Below are 20,613 nucleotides of genomic sequence, written 5' to 3' on the forward strand. Positions count from 1 at the left end.
CGAACGACAGGAGTATTTGATGACCTCAACCACTGTGGCAGATCCACTTATGTCGGCGGTGGCCGCCGGCCTACGCCATGGCGAACTCGGGCATCCCCAATTTCACCGGAATGCCCTGTTCGCCAAATCATCTTGGCTTCCGAATGACACTGATCCGGCGGCACGGCGACATGGTTCGACCCGACGGCGGGTCAGCAGCGAAAGAGATTTCATGATGACCAGGGGAATCCTCCTCGACATCGCCGGGCTGCACGGTGTGGACACCTTGCCTGCGGGCTACGCGATCACCGCCTCACCCGTCCGGCCGGTGGCAGTGGTGTCGGCATGAGTGCGGCAACCCCGGACACATCCGGGTCCCAGCTCACCGTCGTCCAGCAACTGGCGGCGCTGGCATACACCGTCTCCCGTGACGGCCTTGCCGATGATCTTCGCGACGACGTCGCCCGTCGAGTCCTCGACCTGGTCGGCAACAGTGTTGCAGCGCGCCATGAGAGTCCGGCCGCGGCCGTCATAGCAGTTGCGAAGAACTGGGGCGGGCGTGAGGCAGCAGCCGGTATCGGGACCGGAATGCGCTTTCCGGCGGCCACAGCAGCGCTGATCAACGGAACGCTCGCCCATTCGATGGACTCGGATGACACTCATCTGCCCTCGGTTCTGCATCCGTCGGCGTCGGTGATCCCGGCCGCACTTGCCGTGGCCGAAGCCGAAGGTGTCGACTCGAGCACCATGCTCGACGCCGCCGGTGTCGGTATCGAGGTCGCCGTACGCCTCGGAATGGGTGGCTACGACGAGGCTTTGGGCAACTCGGAATTCTTCGAGCGAGGCCTTCACGCGACATCGATCTGTGGTGCCATCGGTGCTGCCGTCGCCGCCGCGATGGTCTACCGGCTCGACGAGACGAAGATCGCACACGCTATCGGTATCGCCGCCAGTATGGGCGCCGGGCTCATCGAGGCCAACCGCACCGGCGGCACGGTCAAGCGTGCCCATTGCGGGTGGGCCGCACATGCCGGTGTGACCGCAGCCGAGCTGGCGATGAATGGCCTCACCGGTCCCCCCACGGTCATCGAGGGCAGATTCGGATTCCTCAACGCCTACTGTGGCGACCGGGCCAATGCATCTGCTGTCGTCGACCGGCTCGGCGAGCACTGGGAACTTCCGGGCATCTTCTTCAAGCCCTATCCCTGCAACCACTTCACGCACGCCGGAATCGATGCCGCACTGGCCATCCGGGAACGCGGGGTGAATCCGTCGGACATCACGTCGATCGAACTCGGCGTCTCGGGTCCGGTGTTGCGCACAATTGCACAACCCGTCGAGGACAAGGCCCGACCGAAGTCCGGCTATCACGCCGCGTTCTCGGGTCCGTACACGGTCGCGGCAGCGCTGATCGGCGGAAGCGGTCTGGGTGTTGGGCACAGCGATTTCACCGACGCGAGTGCACACGACGCGGACAGGCTCGCCCTCGCGGCAAAGGTGACCTGTGTCGAAGATGCCGAGTGCAACCGGATCTACCCGAATCAGTTCCCGGCAGTGCTGCGAGTGGTCACCACTGACGGCACCCGGCACGAAGTTCGGATCAGCGTCAACCGCGGTGGACCCGGAAATCCGTTGTCGTCAGACGAACTGATGACCAAGTTCGGACTCAACGCAACGAAGACACTGGGTCAGTCAACCCAACTCGTCGGAGAGCTCGCCCTCGGCTTGGCACATGGTGGCACCGTGAGCGATCTGATGAACGCGCTCATCGATTGATCCGTTCCCTCACCGCGCCGATCCACGGGGCTCCGCGCGGTGAGGGGACATGACTGGACCCGGTTCCGTCGAGGTCGACGGATCGTGCAGACTTGGCCTTCTCCTACTCGAATACTCGCCGGGATGCCGCCACCGCAGCATCAATCTCATCCGCTCGCGGCATCCCCGCCCGCGCACCGACGTGTTCCACCGAGAGGGTGGCAGCAGCCATGCCGCGCAAACTCGCATCCCGTACGGGAACTCCGGTTGCCAGGGCAGTCGCGAATACTCCGTTGAATGTGTCTCCCGCACCAGTGGTATCCCGCACGGTGACATCTGATCGAGCAGGCAACGTCGTCGTCACTCCCCCCGGCTCGACGACCAAGACTCCATCTGCGCCAAGAGTCACGACGACCGCAGCCTTGGTGCGGGCAGCGACCTGCACCGCCATATTCCCCACCGAGGCGTCACCTTCACCTCCGAGCAATCGGTATAGGTCACCCAGTTCAGACGCATTGGGGGTGACCAAAGGTGCAAGTGGCAGGAGGTCCACCAGCCCCGGCGTCACCGGCGCCGGGTTCAGCACACACCGAATCCCGTGGGTGGAAGCAGATTCGACCGCGGCGATCACTGCTTCCGAAGTGATCTCGGTACTGACCAGGACACAGTCGGCCCACGTCGCCGCTCGCTGCACCGCTGCCCGCACCGATGCGGGGTCGACAGCGGCGTTCGCCCCGGCGCCGACCGCAATCTGATTCTCGCCGCCGGCATCGACCACGATCAGTGCCATACCCGTCGAAACCCCATCGAGCACAGCCACGTCTGTGACGTCGATGCCTTCAGCGCGGAGTTCGGCCAGAGCACCAGTGCCGGTATCGTCTGGCCCAACCGCTCCGCAATAGCGAACCTCCGCACCGGCCCGTGCAGCAGCGACGGCCGCGTTTGCACCCTTTCCGCCCCCATGGTGCTCGACCCCGGGACCGACAACCGTCTCACCCGGCCCAGGTAACCGGTCGGCCGTCACCACGAGGTCGACGTTGACCGCTCCGACAACGAGCACCCGAGCCATCACTTTTGACGTCCGATCAGGCACACCGATTGCCGGAGCACGGAACCGGTCGTGCTGATCGAAACGTCCGCGCCGTCACAGACCTCCGCCATCGTGGGTTGTTTGACCGTGCGGTCAGTTGGCATCACGTCACCTTCACCTGAGATCTTGTCGCCTGAATGTGCTCTGGCCCATGACAGTATCGAACTCCACGGGATCCGCCTGAGAGGCCGACCGCGCGGAACGTGATCCTCGGCATCGAATCGGCAGGTGGCAGTGACACTTCCGCAGCGTCATCCATCGAATAGGGATCGCTCGCCGGTGACTTCGTATTCCGCCACCGAGGCCGAGCGAATGGCCGCACCTTGGTCGGCACCCGGGCCGCTGCTTCGGAATTCTTCAACAGCCACCCGTGACTCCCACCGTTCAAAGATGTTGATGCGGGCGGAATCGATGAGGTCGGCGGAGATCGCGAAGTCCAGGCATCCCGTCGCCCGGCGGGCGTCTTCGACAACGCTGACGCAACTCGCCAGATAGGCTTCTCGCTCTTCGGATTCGACCGTGATGTGTCCCGCAACGATAACCATCTGCCGCTCCGCCTGTCAGTGTTGAGTCGTGGTCGAACGCACTCTTGTATAGACACGGTTCGTAGGCAGAACTCACCGCAGATCAGCGACATTCTCCGGCGCCTGCCGATCCACGACCAGTGATGTTCATGGCTCCATCAACCGAGCCAGCCAAGGCGTCGAGTCGGCGGTTGAGGTGTTCACCGTGCCGCTGTGGTCCGTCGGATACACACGCAACGTCACCGGTTGCCCGTTGGCGGTGAGCGCGGCAGCCAAAGTCAACGCGAAAGGGGCCGGAACGTCGACGTCAAACAATCCCTGGCCGAGGAAGATCGGCCTGTCGTAGCCACGATCGGGTGTGGCCATGTATTCCTGCACTGCGGCAGACAAGCCCGGCACTTCGGCCAGAGGCTTGCTGAAAAGCGTCCTCGAGTCCAGATCTTTCGTGAGTTCGGCCATCGCCGGAAGACAGAGTGTCTTGGCTTGATCGATGACTTGTGCGGCCTGCGGTGTCAGCGCAGAGCGGGTTGCGACGTCGGGGCGGGCATCGAGAAACCCGGCAAGGATGTACAGCATGTAAGTGGTGAGTCCGGGCGGCAGGGCAAACGGTGGAAAAGCCGGCCCGAACAGGCTCCCCGGATACTCGATGTAGGCGGGTGTGCCGGTGGCAACAACACCCCGATAGTCAAGCCCCGATCCGGCAGATAGCCGTGTCGCACGCTGCGCAGCACCGAGCGCTGCACCCGCACCCTGGGATTGGCCGACGACGGCCCATCGTTTCGCCAATGGCACACCGACGGACTGCGCTGCGATCACCGAGTCCACAAGGTTGCGGCCGGCCGCTTCGGTGCTGAGATACTGCATGAGCCCGGGAGTCCCGAGCCCGGCGTAGTCGGTGGCAACAATGGCGTAGCCCTGTCGCAACCAGTGTCCGAGGTACGTCGCGTCGCGGTCGGACCGAGGAAGGGCCGAAGGTGTGCAGTTGTCACCGAGTCCGGTGGTGCCGTGGGCCCAGGCGATGACCGGCCAGCCACCATCGGGAACCACACCGTCGGGAATGAACACAGCGGCGGTACTCGTGGTGACATCCGTATCAGCGGAACGCCTTGTGGTGTAAAGGAATCGGCGAGCAATAGCCGCGTCGGGCAGTGACAACGCGGGGTCGAGTTCAGTCTGGACAACGAGCTCCCCCGGAGCGGACCCCGCCGGGGCGGGAATATCCCGCGCGTCGATGCCAGACCACTGTGGAGCCACGAACGCGGGCATGTCGTCCGCTACGGCAGGGGTCGCGGTTGCGACGATGGCCATGATCCCAGCGACCGCGATGAGCACGGCGACACTGTGAAATCTCATACCTTCGGATGCTAGCCCCGACCGGACTGTCCATCGTGCGATCGCATTCATTCGGAGCCGAGTTCGGCACTGATCCCGTCCGGCACGACCCGTCCGGGTGTCCACAAATCCACCCGGCGAGTCCCGCAGCGGACACAACGCTGGTAAATCACCACCCCGACCGATGTCGAGTGCCGCGATTCACTTGACCAAGCGTGCTCGCACGCCGCCGTGAGCGTGGAATGCGCCGCCGATTGCGGTTTGCGCGATGAGCTCATACACCCACAATGATGTAATGGCCTTATGCACCTCAACCCTTACGGGGAGTATGCGGTACTCCTCGCCGCGTCCCTGGCCGACGATTGGCCGGAGTCGCGAACCGGCATAGTAGAACGGACCCGCGTATTCGGGATGACCATGGACTTCCCGGACGAGCCGATCGACCACCACCGCACTCGCGCCGTGATCGATCAGTGGCTCGATGTCGTCGACGCCGCAACTCCCGACGCACGCGCGGTGAAACTGAACGCACTGATGAAACGGGCCACCGCCTACCCTCGCCTCACCGACCACGACGGCGAAGGGTGGCATCTGCACTACCGCGACGACGGGCAGACGATGCCCGAGGTACTACTGGCCGTGATCAGCGTCGGTACTGCGCTGCACCTCACCACCAGAGGGATGAATCGACTATCGCGATGCGCTGCCGGTACGACCCCCGGCGACCCATGCGCACGCGTCGTCGTCGACATCACCAGGAACGGGCGGCAACAGTACTGCTCGGTTCGGTGCGCAAACCGGGCCGCCGTGCGCCGTCACCGCGCCGGGAGTCGAACGACAAGTGTTCGCTGATCCGCCGGAGCGCGATCACCGGGAGCGAGATCGGTTATGTACTGCTGTCATCAAGTACGCCGACGGACACCCCGTACGGCAGGAATCGAACCTTGCGTCGAGTGTCGACATTGTCTTTGTGTGAACGCAGGGCGTCGAGCTCCGACGCAAACACCTGGTCGATGCGCGCTGTTCCGTCGTCATCGACCGTGTAAATGGCCCACACCCCGTCACCGGTGTCGCCCGTTGTCTCCCGCGGAGGCGCAGAGGGCTTTGTCTTCGCCGCGGAGTTGCCGAACATCGACTCACTGAAGAACGCCACGAGTGGCTGTTCAGCGCCTGATTGCGACATCCCTTTGGCGACCTGGCCGAACAGGTCGCGAAGTCCGTCACCGGCTTCGCGAGCGATGCGGTCGATGTCTTCGGGATCGAAGCCGAACGGTCCGTTGCTGCTCATAGATCTCACTCCTTGTAGTGGTCCACTCCAGTGTGCACGCAATACCCGGCCCCGTGGTCCATCGCAGGTCACGCACCCGGATCACAGGTGCACCCCTGGTGTAGACAGGCGTGTAGACAGAACGGTGAGCCCGTCCGCCTCGGTGTCGACTTCGACAAGATCATCACGGCCGAAGATGTCGGCGCATACAAACCTGCAGCCAACCACTTCGACGCCCTCGGCGCCGCGCTCGATGAACTCGGTATACCTCCCGAAGGTCTACTTCATGTGGCGCAGAGCCTGTTCCACGATCATGTCCCCGCCAAACGCCACGGACTCGACTCGGTGTGGGTCAACCGTCGGCACAACCGACCCGGTTGGGGCGCCACGCCTGCACCGTCCGAAGCCTTCGGCTACGTGGCGGAATATCCCTCGATGGAGGCATTCGCCCGAGCCGCACGCAAGCCGAAGGTCTGAAGAGACCTGCTGGTCGGTCAGCCCACGCAGCAGGGTCCGCCCGACGCGCCATCGTCGGCCAAAACCTCAGAGGCCGTACCGAATGTCTCCGAATCAGCAAGGACGGTGTAGACCTCCCATTTCTCGTTCGCAGGCCCGGTCACCCACACCTTGTCCTGGGTGGCGAAACAGCAGGTGGTGCCGATCTCCTCGGCGGTGAACAAACCCTCGTCACTCAGACGTGCGATCTCCGCGTGAACGGTTTCGCTCGAATCCACCTCGACGCCCAAATGATTGAGCGATCCACCCTTGCCCGGATTCTCGATCAAGACGAGCTTCAGAGGTGGTTCGGCGACGGCAAAATTGGCGTAGCCGGGCTTGCGCTTGGCCGGCTCGACGCCGAACAACTTCGAATAGAACGTGACCGACTCGTCGAGATCATCGACGTTGAGGGCGAGCTGAACACGAGACATGACACTACCTCCACCTGTGCGACATACATCTAATTACTGCATCACCCAGAGTGCCACCTTTTCGACATATGTCAATAACTAGCAAAGTCTTGTGCAGACGCCCGGCTTTACCCCTGCGCGCTGACCATGGAAGGAATCAGTCCATCGAGGTAGCATCGCGTTGTCGACGACAGGGAGCATCATGCGAGTTCTCGTGGCCACCGCCAGCAAGCACGGGGCAACCCGCGAGATCGGCGCAGAACTGGGCGCGGAGATCTCGGCGGGGCTGAAGAAGCGGGGCGTCGAGGCAGAGGTTGCAGTGCTCGATGTCGAAGATGTCGAAACTGTTGCGGACTTCGATGCCGTGATTCTCGGCAGCGCAATCTATCTCGGGCGATGGCTCAAACACGCCACCAAGCTCGTCGACCGCGAGCTGCCCTACCTCCAGGACCGCCCGGTGTGGCTGTTCTCCAGCGGTCCGGTCACACCTGGTGACGACGCCGAGAACCTGAAATGGGCCACCACGCCCTGGGCGGTGGAGCACCACACGTTCGGCGGCAAGGTCGACCGCTCCGTACTGTCCTTCACCGAACGACTCGCAGTCAAAGCCGCACACGCGGAGGACGGTGACCATCGCAACATGGACGAGATCGCGACATGGGCAGACGGTATCTGTACAAACCTGACCGCCAGAGCCGGCCGATGATGAACTCGAATCAGCATGGTGACAAGACGCCACAGATCCGCACGGAACCGAAATTCCAGTACGGCGAGCCGGTCCGGATCGATGACCAGACGACCGTGATTCCGGTGTCCCGACGCACAATACGGGGCCGAACCGTCCCGCTGGGCCTTTACACGATAGTCAACGGTAAGACCACGTGGACTCCTGCCATCGACGGAGCAAGTGTCGCGCTGATCGGAGTTCTCACCGGTCTCGTCGCGGCGACACTCGGGTCGGCCGCGGTATTGAAACAGCCACCGTGGCCACGAATGACCATTCGTAAGTGATCGATTTCGCCCTGTTCAGTTTTTACTGATTCCAGAAAACGCAACACTGACAGCAACGAACGTGCCTATCGTGGGGTCGTGGCCTCCACACCGGACAATGCGAATCGGCTACGCGGTTCAGATCTTCGGGTAACCCGGCCGCGGATAGCGGTGATGGATGCCGTCAGCGGCCACCCCCACGCCGACACCGAAACGATCTTCGATGTTGTGCGCTCCGTCTTGCCAACGGTGTCACGGCAAGCCGTCTATGACGTGCTCAGTGCATTGACAACTGCGGGACTGATTCGCCGTATCCAGCCCGCCGGCCATATCGCACGATACGAGGGCCGGGTGGGTGACAACCACCACCACGTTGTGTGTCGCATCTGTGGCGTGATCGCCGACGCAGACTGTGCCATCGGTGAACGCCCTTGTCTCACAGCCTCCGACGACCACGGCTTCGTTCTCGACGAGGCCGAGGTCATCTACTGGGGTCGATGTCCGGACTGCACCGAACCCACCACGAACCGGTCACATCCGTGATCACAGCCCAATTCATCACCGTCTGAAAGGAATCCTGTGACCTCTGACAGCCGTCCACCCAATCCCGACACCGAGACCAGAAGCACCAGTGAGAGCGAGAATCCGGTAATCCCGTCTCCGGAGCCGAAGGTTCACGCACCACTGACGAACAAGGACTGGTGGCCCGAACAGATCGACCTGTCGATACTGCACGCGCACGCATCGAAATCCAACCCGCTCGGTGACGACTTCGACTACCCGACCGAGTTCGCGAAGCTCGACGTCGATGCGCTCAAGGCCGATGTCACTGCGGTGATGACCAATTCGCAAGACTGGTGGCCTGCCGACTACGGCCACTACGGCGGTTTGTTCATCCGGATGAGTTGGCATGCCGCAGGCACCTACCGAGTCTATGACGGACGCGGTGGTGGCGGGCAGGGAGCGCAGCGTTTCGCGCCACTCAACAGCTGGCCCGACAACGCCAACCTCGACAAGGCCCGCCGGCTGCTCTGGCCCGTCAAGCAGAAACACGGAAGCAAGATCTCGTGGGCGGACCTGCTGGTCTTCGCAGGCAACGTCGCACTGGAGTCGATGGGATTCCAGACCTTTGGCTTCGCATTCGGACGTGCAGACATCTGGGAGCCCGAAGAGGTGTTCTGGGGACCTGAAGACCAGTGGCTCGGGACCGACAAGCGCTACCAGGGCGAGCGAGAGCTGGCGAAACCGCTAGGCGCCACCACCATGGGGCTCATCTACGTGAATCCCGAAGGCCCGGAAGGCAAGCCAGATCCGGTTGCCGCCGCCCACGACATCCGTGAGACGTTCGCCCGGATGGCGATGAACGACGAAGAGACCGCGGCATTGATCGTCGGTGGCCATAGCTTCGGCAAGACCCACGGCGCCCATCCAGCCGATCTGATCGGACCCGAGCCCGAGGGCGCGCCGATCGAACAGCAGGGCCTCGGCTGGAAGAACGGGTACGGCAAGGGCAACGCCGAAGACCAGGTCACCAGCGGCCTCGAGGTCGTCTGGACCTCGACTCCGACTCAATGGGACAACAGTTTCCTCGAGATCCTGTACGGCTACGAATGGGAGCTGACCAAGAGTCCGGCCGATGCCTGGCAGTTCATTGCAAAGGACGGCGCCGGCGCCGGGACCATCCCGGATCCGTTCGGTGGACCGGGTCGCGCCCCAACAATGCTGGTCACCGATATCTCTCTGCGCGAAGATCCCGTTTACGCCGAGATCACCCGGCGCTGGCTCGATCACCCGGAGGAGCTCGCCGAGGCCTTCGCCAAGGCCTGGTACAAGCTGCTGCATCGCGATTTGGGACCGGTCACCCGGTACCTCGGACCGTGGGTTCCCGAGCCGCAACTGTGGCAGGACCCGGTGCCCTCTGTGGACCATGCGTTGGTCGACGATCAGGACATCGCAGTCCTCAAGAGCAAGCTGGGCGATTCCGGATTGTCGGTCGCACAGTTGATCAACGTGGCCTGGTCGTCGGCAAGCAGCTTCCGCAGCACAGACTTCCGGGGCGGCGCCAACGGCGCTCGCATACGCCTTGAGCCACAGAAGGATTGGGAGGTCAACGAGCCGGCCGAACTGTCCAAGGTGCTGTCGGCGCTCGAGAAGATCCAGCAGGAGTTCAACAGCTCGGCCTCGGGCGGCAAGAAGATCTCGTTGGCAGATCTGATCGTGCTCGCCGGCTCGGCGGGCATCGAACGGGCGGCGAAGGACGCGGGCCACACCGTCACTGTGCCCTTCACGCCCGGCCGCACCGATGCTTCTCAGGAGAGCACCGATGTGGATTCCTTCGCAGTGCTCGAGCCGCGCGCCGACGGGTTCCGGAATTTCGCAGCGAGCGGGGAGAAGACGCCGCTGGAAGTACTGTTCCTCGAGCGGTCCTACCAGCTCGATCTCACCGCTCCCCAGGCAACGGTACTTCTGGGTGGACTGCGTGTCCTGGGTACCAATCACGGTGGCAGCAAGCATGGCGTGTTCACCGATCGACCGGGTGTGCTGACCAACGACTTCTTTGTCAACCTCCTCGACATGGGCACCGAGTGGAAGACGTCGGGGTCGGAAGAGAACGTCTATGAGGGCACCGACCGCGCAACCGGCGATGCCAAGTGGACCGCGACTGCAGCAGATCTGGTGTTCGGTTCGCACTCGCAGCTGCGCGCGATCGCTGAGGTGTACGCCCAGCAGGATGCGCCGACCAAGTTCGTCGATGACTTCGTCGCCGCGTGGGTCAAGGTCATGAACAACGACCGGTTCGACCTGAACTGATACTCGACTTTTGCGACTGCACCCCGCTTGCCTTGTGGCAGGCGGGGTGTCGTCGTTGTGTTAGATTCAGCCCGTCCTAGCGACAACGAAAGAGGAAGCCGATGAAAGACCGGCGCGGTCCCGCCACTGTAATCGGGGATGCAACTTTCCATCACGGCCGCAACCCATTGGGGTTGTAAGGCGGAAACAAGCAACGATCCGAGAGCCAGGAGACTCTGCGTTGCCGTACCTTTCTGCCCGGGGCGGATTTCCCCGAGAGAGGCGTCCTCGCCATGCGTGTACGCAGTGCAACTCACCGAGTTGCCTCATCCCCCAGTGCCCTTGTCGGTCCCAACGGGGCAGGCAAGTCGACGCTGCTGCGACGCTCTGCGGGTGTCCGACAACATGTGGCTGCTCGCGATGGACGGCAGCCTGACCAGCGGAACACCACAGGCGATCGCCCGATCCGGCAAGGTCGGTACGGTCTTCAACCGTGGCCGGATGCGGTTCGACCCACATACGATGGTGTTCGACATCGACGCGGAGCCAAACCATGAATGATGCGAAAGCCCCCGGTCGGGACAACTCTGACGTTGCCGCGATGCTCGCCCGCATGGCCGAGTCAGGACCGTACTTCACACTCGGTTCCGGGCCGGTGTCCGACGGGGACTGGCAACCCACCGCCACACTCCGAGAACCCGCTGTCCGGGACCGCGTCGTCGCGGAAGTCGCCCTCGCGCTGAACGTCGATGAGGAGCGCGTCGCCGCGTCCACGGTCTTCTTCGGATATGCGGCACAGTTGTGGTCAATCGCGGCAGGAACACGTCTGGACGACGGCCGCTGCGTGCACCTGGGACCGGATGAACTGTTGTGGCGCACCGTCAACGGATCACTGCAGCTTCACGCCGAAGAACCGCGGATGGGCCGATCGGCGCGGATCGAGGTGCTCGACAACCAACTCGACCCCTGCATCGAAGCCTGGCGAGACATCGTCGCACCCGGATTGTTGTGGGGCAACACCACATCCGCGTTGCTCGGTGCCGCCCAGATCACCGGGGATACCACGTCCCGTTGGGTTGCCACCCTCCTCAACGATCCTCGACTTCAGCTGACAGTGGATCCGATCACCCATCGCCGACGCAGCTGCTGCCTCTTCTACCGCACCCCCACCGGAGGTGTCTGCGGAGACTGCCCATTCCCCTCGCCACCGACCACCGGCCCAGCAAAGGAAACCCCGTGATCTATGGTCGGCCCGCAGCGGCGGCCCGGAATGCGCCATGAAAGGTCATGGGGACGTGATGGCGTAGGTTGATCGCCGCAACTGGTCCCCTATCAGGATTGCGCGCCGGCAGGACAACAACTCGGGATCGCTGTTGTGCGGGTTGGTGTTCGAGCGATAGCAGCCAGCCGTCGCCCTCCGCGCCCGAGGTGTCATCCGCCGCGAAGAGGGGCTCACAGATGGTGTCGCCGGCGGCGGCGACGTACCTGGATTGGGCTCCGGTGCGGTGGTCGATGGTGGTGATGGAGTCGGGGTTCCCACCAGCGATCGACGCCTCGGCTAGGTACGAGAATCGGTGGGCCAGCGTGGCCTGCCGGTGATCGAGTTGGGGGAACTCACAGCCGAGGTCGTTGAGTTGCTCTTCGGTGACTTTGCCGGTTCGGCGGTTGATGGTGAGCCGTTTCAGGGTTCCGCCGAACGCCGGTCCGGGGTTGTTCCGAAAGTTGTGAAGATGCTCGTTCCATCCCTCCCAGCCCCAATCCTGATCGTGCACAACAAGTTCGACCACAGTTTCGGTGTCGCCGTCATAGGCGTTGTTGACGTGGAAGTGGAACAGCGCGTCATGATCGATGCTGATCGGCTCACCACCACCACGGGGAACCAGGACTATCCTCGTCCCTCGGCGCGGCTCGAAAGTCAGGACGTTGTCGATCGGCCGAAGACCAAGAACGGCCGGAACAGGGTTCTTCACCACGATCGGATCGATGATGAACACGAGGTACCGCTGCGTGAGGGCGAAATCATGGATGAATCCCAGCCGAGAGATCGGGACACTCTGAAGCTCGGCGATGCCTCCACCCGGCGCAAGCCGGTAGCAGCGGATCATCGGCCGTGGAAAGAAGTCGAGACCGAAGTTGAAGGTCTCGCCGGTTGCCGGATCGGTTTTTGGGTGAGCCGAGAACGCGCCGAGGCGTTTCAGTGCTCCGTCGAAGTCGTCGAGGCCGAGGGTCTCCAGGGTCTCCGGGTCGAGCTGGTGCGGCCGACCGCCCTCCCACAACGAATACAGCTTGTTGTTGTGCAGCAGCACATTGGTATTGGACATGTTCGCCGGGCCGCGCAGCGCATTCGCCAAGACTCCACCGACTCGCTGGGTCCCGATGCCCCGGGGTGGTCGCGCCGCCCGATTGGCGCGCACATACGCCCGGGTACGAACGTATCGGTTGCGGTAATACGCTCCACCAGAGTTGATTTCGATCCTCGAGACCATTCCGTCGCCGTCAAAGATGTGATTGACCGGATGTCCGCCGACATCGAGACGCCCCGGCCCGATGCGGTAGAGAACGCCGTCGAGATCGGCGGGAATCTGCCCCTCGATGTCGTCCACCTGATAGTCGAACTCGACATGCTGGGAATCCCACGGGGACGTGCCCACATCCGCAGCGGTATCAGTCGAACGTCCTGTCGCAGATACACCCATCCTTGCAGGGTCGCACAGCTGAGACGGATCATCAATAGCGTCTCAATGCTCACCGCACACGGCGGCAGCGCCCAGCCGCATCAATCGAGACAGAACTCGTTTCCCTCCGGGTCGGTCATGACGATGTGACCGGCGCCGAGCGGCGGATCGGGTTCAAAACGCTGCACCCGGGTCGCGCCGAGCGCCACCAGCCGGGAGGATTCCTGCTCCAATGCCGCCAGTCGCTCGTCACCGGTCAATCCTGGAACCGCACGAACATCGAGGTGGACTCGATTCTTCGCGGTCTTGCCCTCCGGAACGCGCTGAAAGAACAGTCGTGGACCTGTTCCATCCGAACTGACCACGGCCGAGGCATCATTGCGCCGCTCCGGCGGGATGTTCATCGCTTCCAGCGCGGCATCCCAGGAATCGAAACCCGGCGGCGGGGCCTGAAGCTCGTAACCCAGGACGTCCGCCCAAAACCCCGCCAGCGCAGCCGGGTCTCCACAATCAAAAGTCACCTGAAAGTCGCGGCTCATCGCCTTACCCCTCTTGTAGTGTGCGGTGGCGCCACCGGCCACAGGACCGGCGGCGAGTCTGCTCAAACCTCAGACTTGCACACCACCAGGACAGATTCGGTCCTGAATCGGCTGTCGATCAGCTACTTGTAGTGCGGGTTGTTGCCAACCGGAATGGTGATGTTGATCGGCATTCTCAGTTCGGACATGTAAAAAAGGACGAACTGGCGGAGGAACTCGTCGAACAACCAGTAGGCCTCTTTGGGCACACCCACATCGAGCAGCCCTTCACGGACGGCAACATATGGGCCCCAAGCAGTTTCGAGCAACGGGGTCCACACCGGCTCCGTGGGGAGCCTCAGCCAGTCACCGATCTTGTCGCCCAACATGAATCGGGTGAGCGCGCCGAGGATGGGTCGGCTCAACAAGGTCAGATCGAGGTTCATGCCGAGGTCGAGCAGCATGTCGGCGAGCTGAATGCCCTCATTGGTCGGAGCGAGAATCGGATCGAGTACCTGCTGTGCCTGAGACTCGGCGCTGGCCCACGATGCCGGGATGTACTCGTCCTTCACGCCGAGCAGATAGGCGCTCAACTGCCAGGAGTGCAAGAAGCCCGCGGATTCGTCTGCCGCGATCGGCACACCCCACCGTTTGAAATTCCGCATCACAGTGGTCGGCAGACTATGCCAGGTGACCATGATGTCGGCCTGACTGATGGGTACCTCTTCTGGGGCCGAGTTCACCCAATGCGGGGATTGTGGCAGCAGGTGACGCACCGCAGCATGCGCCAACCGGGTCTTCACACAGGTGACCACCATTTCACCATCAGGCTGGTAGGCGTTGAGCGATCCGATGTCGTAGCCGAGTTTGGCGGTTTTGGTGATGCGGTCCTTCATGTCCGCGCCGCCCTTGGAGTAGTACACCGCGCGGGCCTCCCTCGGGATGACCGTGCTCATCATCCCGCTGGCGAACCCGTAGATCACGCCGAGGTACGTACCCCGTTTCTGGTTGAACCTGACCGCGTCGGCGAGTTTTTCCTGGTCACTCCAGCCGGGGAGTTGGCGAGCCTCTTCCATGAAGTCCCGCAGGTCCGCGGGCAAACCCGATGGGAGGGCTTGCCCATTCTTGGTCCAGTGACGCAGCAGTTCGTTGACCTTGGGCACCTCACCGCGGTCGAACAGTGCCGCAACAACCGGATCGGCCTCCACATCCCACACACCACGCGGGTCGGCACCCGCCCCCGTGCCGGGTACCGAACCGGCAGGCGACCACGTCCACGGCGTTGTCTGCGCAGCCAGCGCAACTGCTCCGGCGGCCCCCACGACCCCGCCCGCCTTCAGCAGACTGCGCCTGTTGAGATTGTCCATTTCCGTTATCCCCATCCCTCATCCTGTTTCAGTGAAACAACGAGCGTTTCCTTGTATCATACGTATCAGAGTGTGCTGCACATCACAAGTGAGCCCAGGCTGGAATATGATCGTTACGAGACAGCGACGCCGAACAAGGAGGGCTAGTGGCATCTGCGCCGACAGACAGCCCCCGATCACCCGAACCCAAATCCTTGATCGAACGTGCGTTTCACCAGGCGCTGGAGCAAGCGGATAACGGCGATCGAACCCGAACCCGCCTGCTGGACGCGGCATACGAACAGTTCTGCCGGATGGGCATTCAGCGGTCATCCATGGAGGACGTCGCGCGCCGGGCGGGCCTGTCCCGGATCACCGTCTATCGCCGATTCGCCACCAAAGACGAACTGGTCGAGCAGGTGATTCTCCGGGAGTTCCGGCGATACTTCGACCGATTTCTCGTCGACATCCAACAGGCCGAGTCCGCCGCTGATCGTGTGGTGCTGGGATTCGTGAGCTCACTTCGCGCGATCCGCGGCAACCCGATGATCGGCGGCCTCATCTCGGCCGAACCGAACCTGATCGCGGGATCGATGATCGGCGACGACGGCCTGATGCTCGCCACCGTCCGCCAATTCCTGGCCGCCCAGCTACGGCAGGAACAACGTGCGGGCAACGTATCCGCCGCGCTGAACACCGACCTCGTCGCCGAGATGATGGTCCGGATCTCCGCGTCGTTCCTGGCCATCCCCAGCCACGTCGTCAACCTCGACGACGACGACGAATTGGCCGCGATCGCCTGGCAGTTCCTGGTGCCCATGCTCGATCCACCCGAAGGGTCACGCTGACCACGGAGTGATTCTGGTCGAGCTGCCGCTCGGTGATTTCCGCCGTCGGTTCTGGTCTACACCGTCAGAGCGGAACTCTGAATCGAACGGATTCAGACATCCAGGACGGCGAAAGGTGTATCGACGTGGCTGCACTCCAGGGAAAGACCGCATTCGTGACCGGAGCGGCTCGCGGGCAGGGCCGCGCGCATGCGGTGACGCTTGCGCGCGAAGGTGCGAACATCGTCCTGTGCGACATCGCCACTTCGGTCGAGGAGGTCGACTATCCGGGGGCCACCCCCGACGACCTCGAACAGACCGTCAGGATGGTCGAGTCGCTCGACCGGCGTTGCCTCGCAGATATCGCGGACGTCAGAGACCTGATGGCCCTGCAGGATCTCGTCGACCGAGCGACCACCATATTCGGCACGATCGATGTGGTTGTGGCCAACGCGGGAATCGCAAGCGCCGGACCGGTCGCAACGATGTCGACTCAGCGGTGGCAGACCATGTTGGACGTGAATCTCACCGGCGTCTTCAACACATTTCGGGCGACTCTCCCCCACATGATCGATGCAGGCGCGGGCCGACTGGTGGCCACCTCATCGATTATCGCCGGCACCGGGGCAGCCAATTCCGGCCACTACGCCGCCGCCAAAGCGGGGGTTGTCGCTCTGGTCAAGTCGGTGGCATACGAGGTTGCCGAGTACGGGATCACCGTGAACGCCGTACTTCCGTCCGGCGTCAACACGCCGATGATCCACAACCCATCGACGTACCGATTGATCCGTCCAGATCTCGACGAACCCACCTCCGCCGATGTCGAATCCGTTTTCTCCCAGGGACATCCACGGCCCGGACTTCTCGAGCCCGAAGACGTCGCCAACGCGGTTCTGTATCTAGTGTCCGACCACGGACGGTGCAAATCAGGCGAGTCCATCATCCTCTCGAACGGGCTGCCGTAGCACCGAAAAACGGACTTCAATCACCTGAAAAGATCCATCTTCTCTGTGAATGAGAGTATCATTCTCATAGGCCTGCCCCCGGGCACTGCTGCCCAGTACGAGAGGACTTTGATGAATATTGACGACATGGTGATGGTCAGCATCGACGATCACGTGGTCGAGCCCGCCGACATCTTTGAAAAGCACTTCCCGAAGAGCCTCATGGATCAGGCACCGAAGCTGACCGCCAATCCGCGCAATCCCAAGGTCCAAGCCTGGCTGTTCCAGGACAAGGTGGTCGGTAGCTCCGGCCTCAACGCCGTTGTCTCGTGGCCGAAGGAAGAGTGGGGCATGGACCCCACCGGATACGCCGAGATGCGGCCGGGCGTCTACGACATGGACCTGCGCGTCCGTGACATGGATGCCAACGGCACCCTCGCGGCCACGCTCTTTGCCACCTTCCCCGGCTTTGCCGGAACCCACCTGGCAAGCCTGCCCGACAAGGCCCTGTCGCTGGTTGCATGCCGGGCGTTCAACGACTGGGTGGTCGGCGAGGTCCCTGACGCCCATCCCGGTCGCTTCATCCCGCTGGGCATTCTCCCCTTCTTCGACGTCGACGAGTCGGTGAAGGAGGTCCACCGCCTTGCTGCCATGGGATGCCGGTCGATCAGTATCCCGGAAACCCCGTACGGGTCGGGTTTCCCCAGTTTCGAATCCGGTTACTGGGACCCGATCTTTGCCGCATGCGTGGAGCACGGCATCGTCCTGAGCCTGCATATCGGTGGCGGCTTCGGCCTGATCCAGCGGCCCGAAGGGTTCAACATCGACGACATGATGGTGTTGACACCGCTGATCTCCACGATCGCGGCCAACGATGTCATGCTCAGCGGCGTATTCCTGAAGTTCCCCGACCTCAAGTTCGCGATGAGCGAGGGTGGCGTCGGCTGGGTTGCACCGTGGCTCGATCGACTCGAACGCCACGTGGTCAACCAGTCGTGGACAGGTAAGAGCTTCACCCCCAAGGGGATGTCGCCCACCGACGTGTGGAAGAACAACTTCCTGGCTTGCTACATCACGGAACCGAGCGGTCTGAACAACCGCGACCACATCGGGATCGACACCATCGCGTGGGAATGCGACTACCCGCATTCGGATTCCACCTGGCCGTTGTCACCGGAGACGCTGAAGCCGGAGCTGGACGCCGCCGGACTCACCGACGAAGAGATCGACAAGATCACCTTCGGAAACGTCGCCAAGTTCTTCAACTGGGATCCGTTCAAGCACACCCCACGCGAACAGGCGACCGTCGGGGCACTGCGCGCACGAGCCAAGGATATCGACACCAACGAGACGTCCAAAGAGGAGTACCGCCGCCGCTACGAGCTCGCCAACACGTAGAGCAGCGCTTAGTGTCTGTGGCCCATCGGATCTGATCCGGTGGGCCACACGCATGTGGCCGATCAGCGGTGACCAGGCCGGCGATGATCGCCTCCTGCGCATTCGCCGCTAGCCTGGTCGGGATATGACTGAGCAGAGCTTGCCCCATCTCCCGTTCCCGGTGCGTCGATGACACGTCTGATGGTCTTTGCGGTTGTGGCCGCACTGCTGACCTATTGGTTTCACCGCAGGCTTGTGCGGGCAACCAGGCTTCCACGTCCGTGGTCGATTGTTGTCGACAGTGCACTGGCCCTCCTGTGGGTGCTCGCGGTCATCGGGATGGGCAGCGGCGATCAATTCGACACATCCTGGGCGCGGCCACTCGGATTCGCGGGGTGGGTTTGGCTCGGTGTCGGCTTCTATCTGATCCTGGGCCTCATCCTGGTCGCCGCCGGATCTGCGACTGCCCGACTGGTCGGAGTATTGCGCAGACGTCGATCGAGCATTGACACCAATGAGCCGAGCGGTGATCGGGCAGCCGGGGGCACACGTCTGTTGGTGGTGCGCCTGACCACCGCGGCGGTTGTCGTCGGGGCTCTGGTCACCACAACGTACGGCGTAGTTGTTGCGGCACAACCGAAGATCGTCGATGCCTCGGTGGCGCTCCCCCGTCTGCCCACGGAATTCGACGGACTCAGAGTCGCACTGATATCGGATCTGCACGTCGGGCCGGCTCGCGGCGTCGGGTTCACCAAACGAGTTGTGAAGCTCGTCAACGAACAGCGGCCGGATTTGATACTCGTCGCCGGCGACCTCATCGACGGAACGGTGGCAAACGTCGCCGCAGACCTCGAACCGCTGGCCGACTTGTCGGCACCATTGGGTGTGTACGGCGTCAGCGGTAATCACGAGTTCTATGCCGACGACGGTGGTCGCTGGCTCGATGTGTGGGATCGGTTGGGCATCCACACATTACGAAACGAGCGGGTGTCGATCGAGCAGGACGATGCGAGCATCGACATCGTGGGCATCCACGACTACACCTCACCCGAACCCTACGAACCTGATCTTGCCGCCGCGCTCGATGGACGCGATCCCAACCGGTTCGCATTGCTGCTTGCGCACGAACCACGCCAGGCGTTCGAGGCGTCAGACCTCGGAATCGACATGCAGGTATCCGGGCACACCCATGGCGGCCAGATGTGGCCGTTCAACTATCTTGTTGCCTTGCAACAACCTTCGGTATCAGGGCTGGACCGGATCGGCGACACGATTCTCTACACGACGCGCGGCACCGGCGCCTGGGGACCCCCGGTGAGGGTGGGGGCACCCCCAGAGATCACCATCCTCGAACTTCATCGCGAGGCCTGACGCGTCAGCTCACCAGGGGCGGAGCATCCGCCAGCGCACCCGGTTCGCCGTCCCACCGATCCAAAGACACGATGTCGCTCAGCGGCTTTCGACGGACGGGGCCGTGGCGCCCGCGCGGCCATCCAACCACCACATGTCCGGCGATGATCCAGTCCGCGGGGACACCGACCGCCTCCCGGAACAACGGTTCACCTTCGTACGACGCCCACCCGGTGAGGCAGGCGCCCAACCCCTGAGACCGGGCTGCGAGCAGGAAGTTCTGCATCGCCGGGAAGATCGAGCCGCCGAGCAACAGCTCAGAGGCGGTGGTGAAATTCTGTTGAACAAAGAGCACCGACGTGAATTCGCCGGCCCGGTCGTGCAATTCGTACGTCGCCCGGTTTGTCCGCGCGCGACGACTGTTGTCGTCGTCGGCAGGCCGCGACATCCCATACACCGGTTCGATCACGTCGAGTGCGTGCTTGGCGGCCTTGCCGACAACAATTCGCTGCTCCGGAGAGCGCAACACCACGAACCGCCAGGCCTGCGCATTGGCACCCGAGGGTGCCCAGGACGCGGCTTGCAGGCAGCGGGCCAGCGTGGCGTCGTCGACAGGTTCGTCGGTGAACCTCCGGATCGCGCGAGCGGTCGACATCGCTTCCCAGACATCCGTCGTCGTCTCACCCATGCAAAACTCCCTACCCGTCCCAGACCGGCCTCATCAGGACACGCCCGGCGCGGCGAACTGCCCCGACAACTCAGTGATTTGTCTTCGCCACTCTCTCATGTCGCGTCATCGGTGCTCACACCACCGGCCACGACCAGCGCGGATCCGAACGATATCCCCCTGCGGAACCGGTATCAGCCGAATCTGATCATCACCGTCGGAGAGGGTCCAGTACTGTAATCAACTGACACTCGCTCCGCAGCCCTCGTGCACA

Annotated in this window: 24 protein-coding genes and 1 riboswitch; of the genes, 14 read left to right on the plus strand and 10 right to left on the minus strand. The window is 62.9% G+C overall.

What is annotated here, in order from left to right; translation table 11 throughout:
- The first annotated feature begins 19 nt into the window (after positions 1-19).
- Together AC1TPF_RS19250 and AC1TPF_RS19255 are read left to right on the plus strand one after the other, a co-directional pair.
- Positions 20-328 (plus strand): hypothetical protein, encoded by a 309-nt coding sequence (locus AC1TPF_RS19250; RefSeq protein WP_482144999.1) that lies wholly within the window; start codon positions 20-22, stop codon positions 326-328.
- Positions 325-1,755 (plus strand): MmgE/PrpD family protein, encoded by a 1,431-nt coding sequence (locus tag AC1TPF_RS19255; protein ID WP_482145000.1) that lies wholly within the window; start codon positions 325-327, stop codon positions 1,753-1,755. The genes AC1TPF_RS19250 and AC1TPF_RS19255 overlap by 4 nt, the downstream gene beginning before the upstream one ends.
- Positions 1,756-1,858: 103 nt before the next feature.
- Here AC1TPF_RS19255 and AC1TPF_RS19260 read toward each other — a convergent pair whose 3' ends face one another.
- The 4 genes from AC1TPF_RS19260 to AC1TPF_RS19275 all read right to left on the minus strand — a co-directional run bounded on the left by AC1TPF_RS19260 (position 1,859) and on the right by AC1TPF_RS19275 (position 4,701).
- On the minus strand, positions 1,859-2,803 hold the full coding sequence (locus AC1TPF_RS19260) for a PfkB family carbohydrate kinase (RefSeq protein ID WP_482145001.1): 945 nt from the start codon (positions 2,801-2,803) through the stop codon (positions 1,859-1,861).
- Positions 2,803-2,928: a hypothetical protein gene (locus AC1TPF_RS19265; RefSeq protein ID WP_482145002.1), complete on the minus strand. Its 126-nt coding sequence runs from the start codon at positions 2,926-2,928 to the stop codon at positions 2,803-2,805. Before AC1TPF_RS19265 ends, AC1TPF_RS19260 begins: the two co-directional genes overlap by 1 nt.
- A gap of 147 nt (positions 2,929-3,075) precedes the next feature.
- Entirely contained in the window at positions 3,076-3,369 is a 294-nt protein-coding gene (locus AC1TPF_RS19270; protein ID WP_482145003.1) for a putative quinol monooxygenase, read from the minus strand.
- Positions 3,370-3,495: 126 nt separating this feature from the next.
- Positions 3,496-4,701 carry an alpha/beta hydrolase gene (locus AC1TPF_RS19275; protein ID WP_482145004.1) on the minus strand — a complete coding sequence of 402 codons (1,206 nt, stop codon included), beginning with the start codon at positions 4,699-4,701 and terminating at the stop codon, positions 3,496-3,498.
- Positions 4,702-4,983: 282 nt separating this feature from the next.
- Between AC1TPF_RS19275 and AC1TPF_RS19280 the strand changes: the two genes are divergently transcribed.
- Positions 4,984-5,532, plus strand: a complete 549-nt coding sequence (locus AC1TPF_RS19280; protein ID WP_482145005.1) for a CGNR zinc finger domain-containing protein — start codon at positions 4,984-4,986, stop codon at positions 5,530-5,532.
- Between the two features lie 34 nt (positions 5,533-5,566).
- Here the strand turns inward: AC1TPF_RS19280 and AC1TPF_RS19285 are convergent, their stop codons facing one another.
- Positions 5,567-5,968, minus strand: a complete 402-nt coding sequence (locus tag AC1TPF_RS19285; protein WP_482139573.1) for a hypothetical protein — start codon at positions 5,966-5,968, stop codon at positions 5,567-5,569.
- 87 nt (positions 5,969-6,055) lie between these two features.
- Here AC1TPF_RS19285 and AC1TPF_RS19290 point away from each other — a divergent pair, with 87 nt between their 5' ends.
- Positions 6,056-6,424 (plus strand): hypothetical protein, encoded by a 369-nt coding sequence (locus AC1TPF_RS19290; protein WP_482145006.1) that lies wholly within the window; start codon positions 6,056-6,058, stop codon positions 6,422-6,424.
- A gap of 17 nt (positions 6,425-6,441) precedes the next feature.
- On the opposite strand, the gene AC1TPF_RS19295 is transcribed toward AC1TPF_RS19290, so the two are convergent.
- On the minus strand, positions 6,442-6,876 hold the full coding sequence (locus AC1TPF_RS19295) for an ArsI/CadI family heavy metal resistance metalloenzyme (protein ID WP_482145007.1): 435 nt from the start codon (positions 6,874-6,876) through the stop codon (positions 6,442-6,444).
- 181 nt (positions 6,877-7,057) lie between these two features.
- Here AC1TPF_RS19295 and AC1TPF_RS19300 point away from each other — a divergent pair, with 181 nt between their 5' ends.
- From AC1TPF_RS19300 to AC1TPF_RS19325, 6 genes are all read left to right on the plus strand, one after another.
- Complete coding sequence (locus AC1TPF_RS19300; RefSeq protein WP_482139576.1) at positions 7,058-7,561, plus strand: flavodoxin domain-containing protein; 504 nt, start codon at positions 7,058-7,060, stop codon at positions 7,559-7,561.
- On the plus strand, positions 7,561-7,866 hold the full coding sequence (locus AC1TPF_RS19305; protein ID WP_482139940.1) for a hypothetical protein: 306 nt from the start codon (positions 7,561-7,563) through the stop codon (positions 7,864-7,866). The genes AC1TPF_RS19300 and AC1TPF_RS19305 overlap by 1 nt, the downstream gene beginning before the upstream one ends.
- 78 nt (positions 7,867-7,944) lie before the next feature.
- On the plus strand, positions 7,945-8,388 hold the full coding sequence (locus AC1TPF_RS19310) for a Fur family transcriptional regulator (protein WP_482145008.1): 444 nt from the start codon (positions 7,945-7,947) through the stop codon (positions 8,386-8,388).
- Positions 8,389-8,424: 36 nt separating this feature from the next.
- Complete coding sequence (gene katG, locus AC1TPF_RS19315; RefSeq protein ID WP_482145009.1) at positions 8,425-10,656, plus strand: catalase/peroxidase HPI; 2,232 nt, start codon at positions 8,425-8,427, stop codon at positions 10,654-10,656.
- 32 nt (positions 10,657-10,688) lie between these two features.
- Positions 10,689-10,893, plus strand: a riboswitch (cobalamin riboswitch).
- A 135-nt stretch (positions 10,894-11,028) separates the two neighbouring features.
- The gene (locus tag AC1TPF_RS19320; RefSeq protein ID WP_482139579.1) at positions 11,029-11,196 is read left to right on the plus strand and encodes a hypothetical protein; all 168 of its coding nucleotides are present in this window, start codon (positions 11,029-11,031) and stop codon (positions 11,194-11,196) included.
- Positions 11,189-11,875 (plus strand): (2Fe-2S)-binding protein, encoded by a 687-nt coding sequence (locus AC1TPF_RS19325; RefSeq protein ID WP_482145010.1) that lies wholly within the window; start codon positions 11,189-11,191, stop codon positions 11,873-11,875. The genes AC1TPF_RS19320 and AC1TPF_RS19325 overlap by 8 nt, the downstream gene beginning before the upstream one ends.
- Before the next feature lies 1 nt (position 11,876).
- Here AC1TPF_RS19325 and AC1TPF_RS19330 read toward each other — a convergent pair whose 3' ends face one another.
- From AC1TPF_RS19330 to AC1TPF_RS19340, 3 genes are all read right to left on the minus strand, one after another.
- Positions 11,877-13,331, minus strand: coding sequence for a carotenoid oxygenase family protein (locus tag AC1TPF_RS19330; protein WP_482145011.1), 1,455 nt, complete (start codon positions 13,329-13,331; stop codon positions 11,877-11,879).
- Positions 13,332-13,411: 80 nt separating this feature from the next.
- Positions 13,412-13,849 (minus strand): VOC family protein, encoded by a 438-nt coding sequence (locus AC1TPF_RS19335; RefSeq protein WP_482145151.1) that lies wholly within the window; start codon positions 13,847-13,849, stop codon positions 13,412-13,414.
- A 122-nt stretch (positions 13,850-13,971) separates the two neighbouring features.
- Positions 13,972-15,195 (minus strand): oxygenase MpaB family protein, encoded by a 1,224-nt coding sequence (locus tag AC1TPF_RS19340; protein ID WP_482139582.1) that lies wholly within the window; start codon positions 15,193-15,195, stop codon positions 13,972-13,974.
- A 146-nt stretch (positions 15,196-15,341) separates the two neighbouring features.
- On the opposite strand from AC1TPF_RS19340, the gene AC1TPF_RS19345 reads away from it, so the two are divergent.
- From AC1TPF_RS19345 to AC1TPF_RS19360, 4 genes are all read left to right on the plus strand, one after another.
- A complete protein-coding gene (locus tag AC1TPF_RS19345) occupies positions 15,342-16,022 on the plus strand; it encodes a TetR/AcrR family transcriptional regulator (RefSeq protein ID WP_482139583.1) in 681 nt (226 codons plus the stop codon).
- 125 nt (positions 16,023-16,147) lie between these two features.
- On the plus strand, positions 16,148-16,966 hold the full coding sequence (locus AC1TPF_RS19350; RefSeq protein ID WP_482145012.1) for a mycofactocin-coupled SDR family oxidoreductase: 819 nt from the start codon (positions 16,148-16,150) through the stop codon (positions 16,964-16,966).
- 111 nt (positions 16,967-17,077) lie between these two features.
- Positions 17,078-18,343: an amidohydrolase family protein gene (locus tag AC1TPF_RS19355; protein WP_482139585.1), complete on the plus strand. Its 1,266-nt coding sequence runs from the start codon at positions 17,078-17,080 to the stop codon at positions 18,341-18,343.
- A gap of 168 nt (positions 18,344-18,511) precedes the next feature.
- A complete protein-coding gene (locus tag AC1TPF_RS19360; protein ID WP_482145013.1) occupies positions 18,512-19,693 on the plus strand; it encodes a metallophosphoesterase in 1,182 nt (393 codons plus the stop codon).
- Positions 19,694-19,697: 4 nt separating this feature from the next.
- Here the strand turns inward: AC1TPF_RS19360 and AC1TPF_RS19365 are convergent, their stop codons facing one another.
- Positions 19,698-20,360: a nitroreductase family protein gene (locus AC1TPF_RS19365; protein WP_482139587.1), complete on the minus strand. Its 663-nt coding sequence runs from the start codon at positions 20,358-20,360 to the stop codon at positions 19,698-19,700.
- Positions 20,361-20,613: the final 253 nt, after the last annotated feature.

The sequence above is a fragment of the Williamsia sp. Y853 genome, from assembly GCF_056786495.1.

What these genes read in the sequence shown, in the direction of transcription:
- AC1TPF_RS19250 (WP_482144999.1), top strand. Translation starts at nt 20, where the DNA reads ATGACCTCAACCACTGTGGCAGATCCACTTATGTCGGCGGTGGCCGCC.
- AC1TPF_RS19255 (WP_482145000.1), top strand. Translation starts at nt 325, where the DNA reads ATGAGTGCGGCAACCCCGGACACATCCGGGTCCCAGCTCACCGTCGTC.
- AC1TPF_RS19260 (WP_482145001.1), bottom strand. Translation starts at nt 2,803, where the DNA reads ATGGCTCGGGTGCTCGTTGTCGGAGCGGTCAACGTCGACCTCGTGGTG.
- AC1TPF_RS19265 (WP_482145002.1), bottom strand. Translation starts at nt 2,928, where the DNA reads ATGCCAACTGACCGCACGGTCAAACAACCCACGATGGCGGAGGTCTGT.
- AC1TPF_RS19270 (WP_482145003.1), bottom strand. Translation starts at nt 3,369, where the DNA reads ATGGTTATCGTTGCGGGACACATCACGGTCGAATCCGAAGAGCGAGAA.
- AC1TPF_RS19275 (WP_482145004.1), bottom strand. Translation starts at nt 4,701, where the DNA reads ATGAGATTTCACAGTGTCGCCGTGCTCATCGCGGTCGCTGGGATCATG.
- AC1TPF_RS19280 (WP_482145005.1), top strand. Translation starts at nt 4,984, where the DNA reads ATGCACCTCAACCCTTACGGGGAGTATGCGGTACTCCTCGCCGCGTCC.
- AC1TPF_RS19285 (WP_482139573.1), bottom strand. Translation starts at nt 5,968, where the DNA reads ATGAGCAGCAACGGACCGTTCGGCTTCGATCCCGAAGACATCGACCGC.
- AC1TPF_RS19295 (WP_482145007.1), bottom strand. Translation starts at nt 6,876, where the DNA reads ATGTCTCGTGTTCAGCTCGCCCTCAACGTCGATGATCTCGACGAGTCG.
- AC1TPF_RS19300 (WP_482139576.1), top strand. Translation starts at nt 7,058, where the DNA reads ATGCGAGTTCTCGTGGCCACCGCCAGCAAGCACGGGGCAACCCGCGAG.
- AC1TPF_RS19305 (WP_482139940.1), top strand. Translation starts at nt 7,561, where the DNA reads ATGAACTCGAATCAGCATGGTGACAAGACGCCACAGATCCGCACGGAA.
- AC1TPF_RS19325 (WP_482145010.1), top strand. Translation starts at nt 11,189, where the DNA reads ATGAATGATGCGAAAGCCCCCGGTCGGGACAACTCTGACGTTGCCGCG.
- AC1TPF_RS19330 (WP_482145011.1), bottom strand. Translation starts at nt 13,331, where the DNA reads ATGGGTGTATCTGCGACAGGACGTTCGACTGATACCGCTGCGGATGTG.
- AC1TPF_RS19335 (WP_482145151.1), bottom strand. Translation starts at nt 13,849, where the DNA reads ATGAGCCGCGACTTTCAGGTGACTTTTGATTGTGGAGACCCGGCTGCG.
- AC1TPF_RS19340 (WP_482139582.1), bottom strand. Translation starts at nt 15,195, where the DNA reads ATGGACAATCTCAACAGGCGCAGTCTGCTGAAGGCGGGCGGGGTCGTG.
- AC1TPF_RS19355 (WP_482139585.1), top strand. Translation starts at nt 17,078, where the DNA reads ATGAATATTGACGACATGGTGATGGTCAGCATCGACGATCACGTGGTC.
- AC1TPF_RS19360 (WP_482145013.1), top strand. Translation starts at nt 18,512, where the DNA reads ATGACACGTCTGATGGTCTTTGCGGTTGTGGCCGCACTGCTGACCTAT.
- AC1TPF_RS19365 (WP_482139587.1), bottom strand. Translation starts at nt 20,360, where the DNA reads ATGGGTGAGACGACGACGGATGTCTGGGAAGCGATGTCGACCGCTCGC.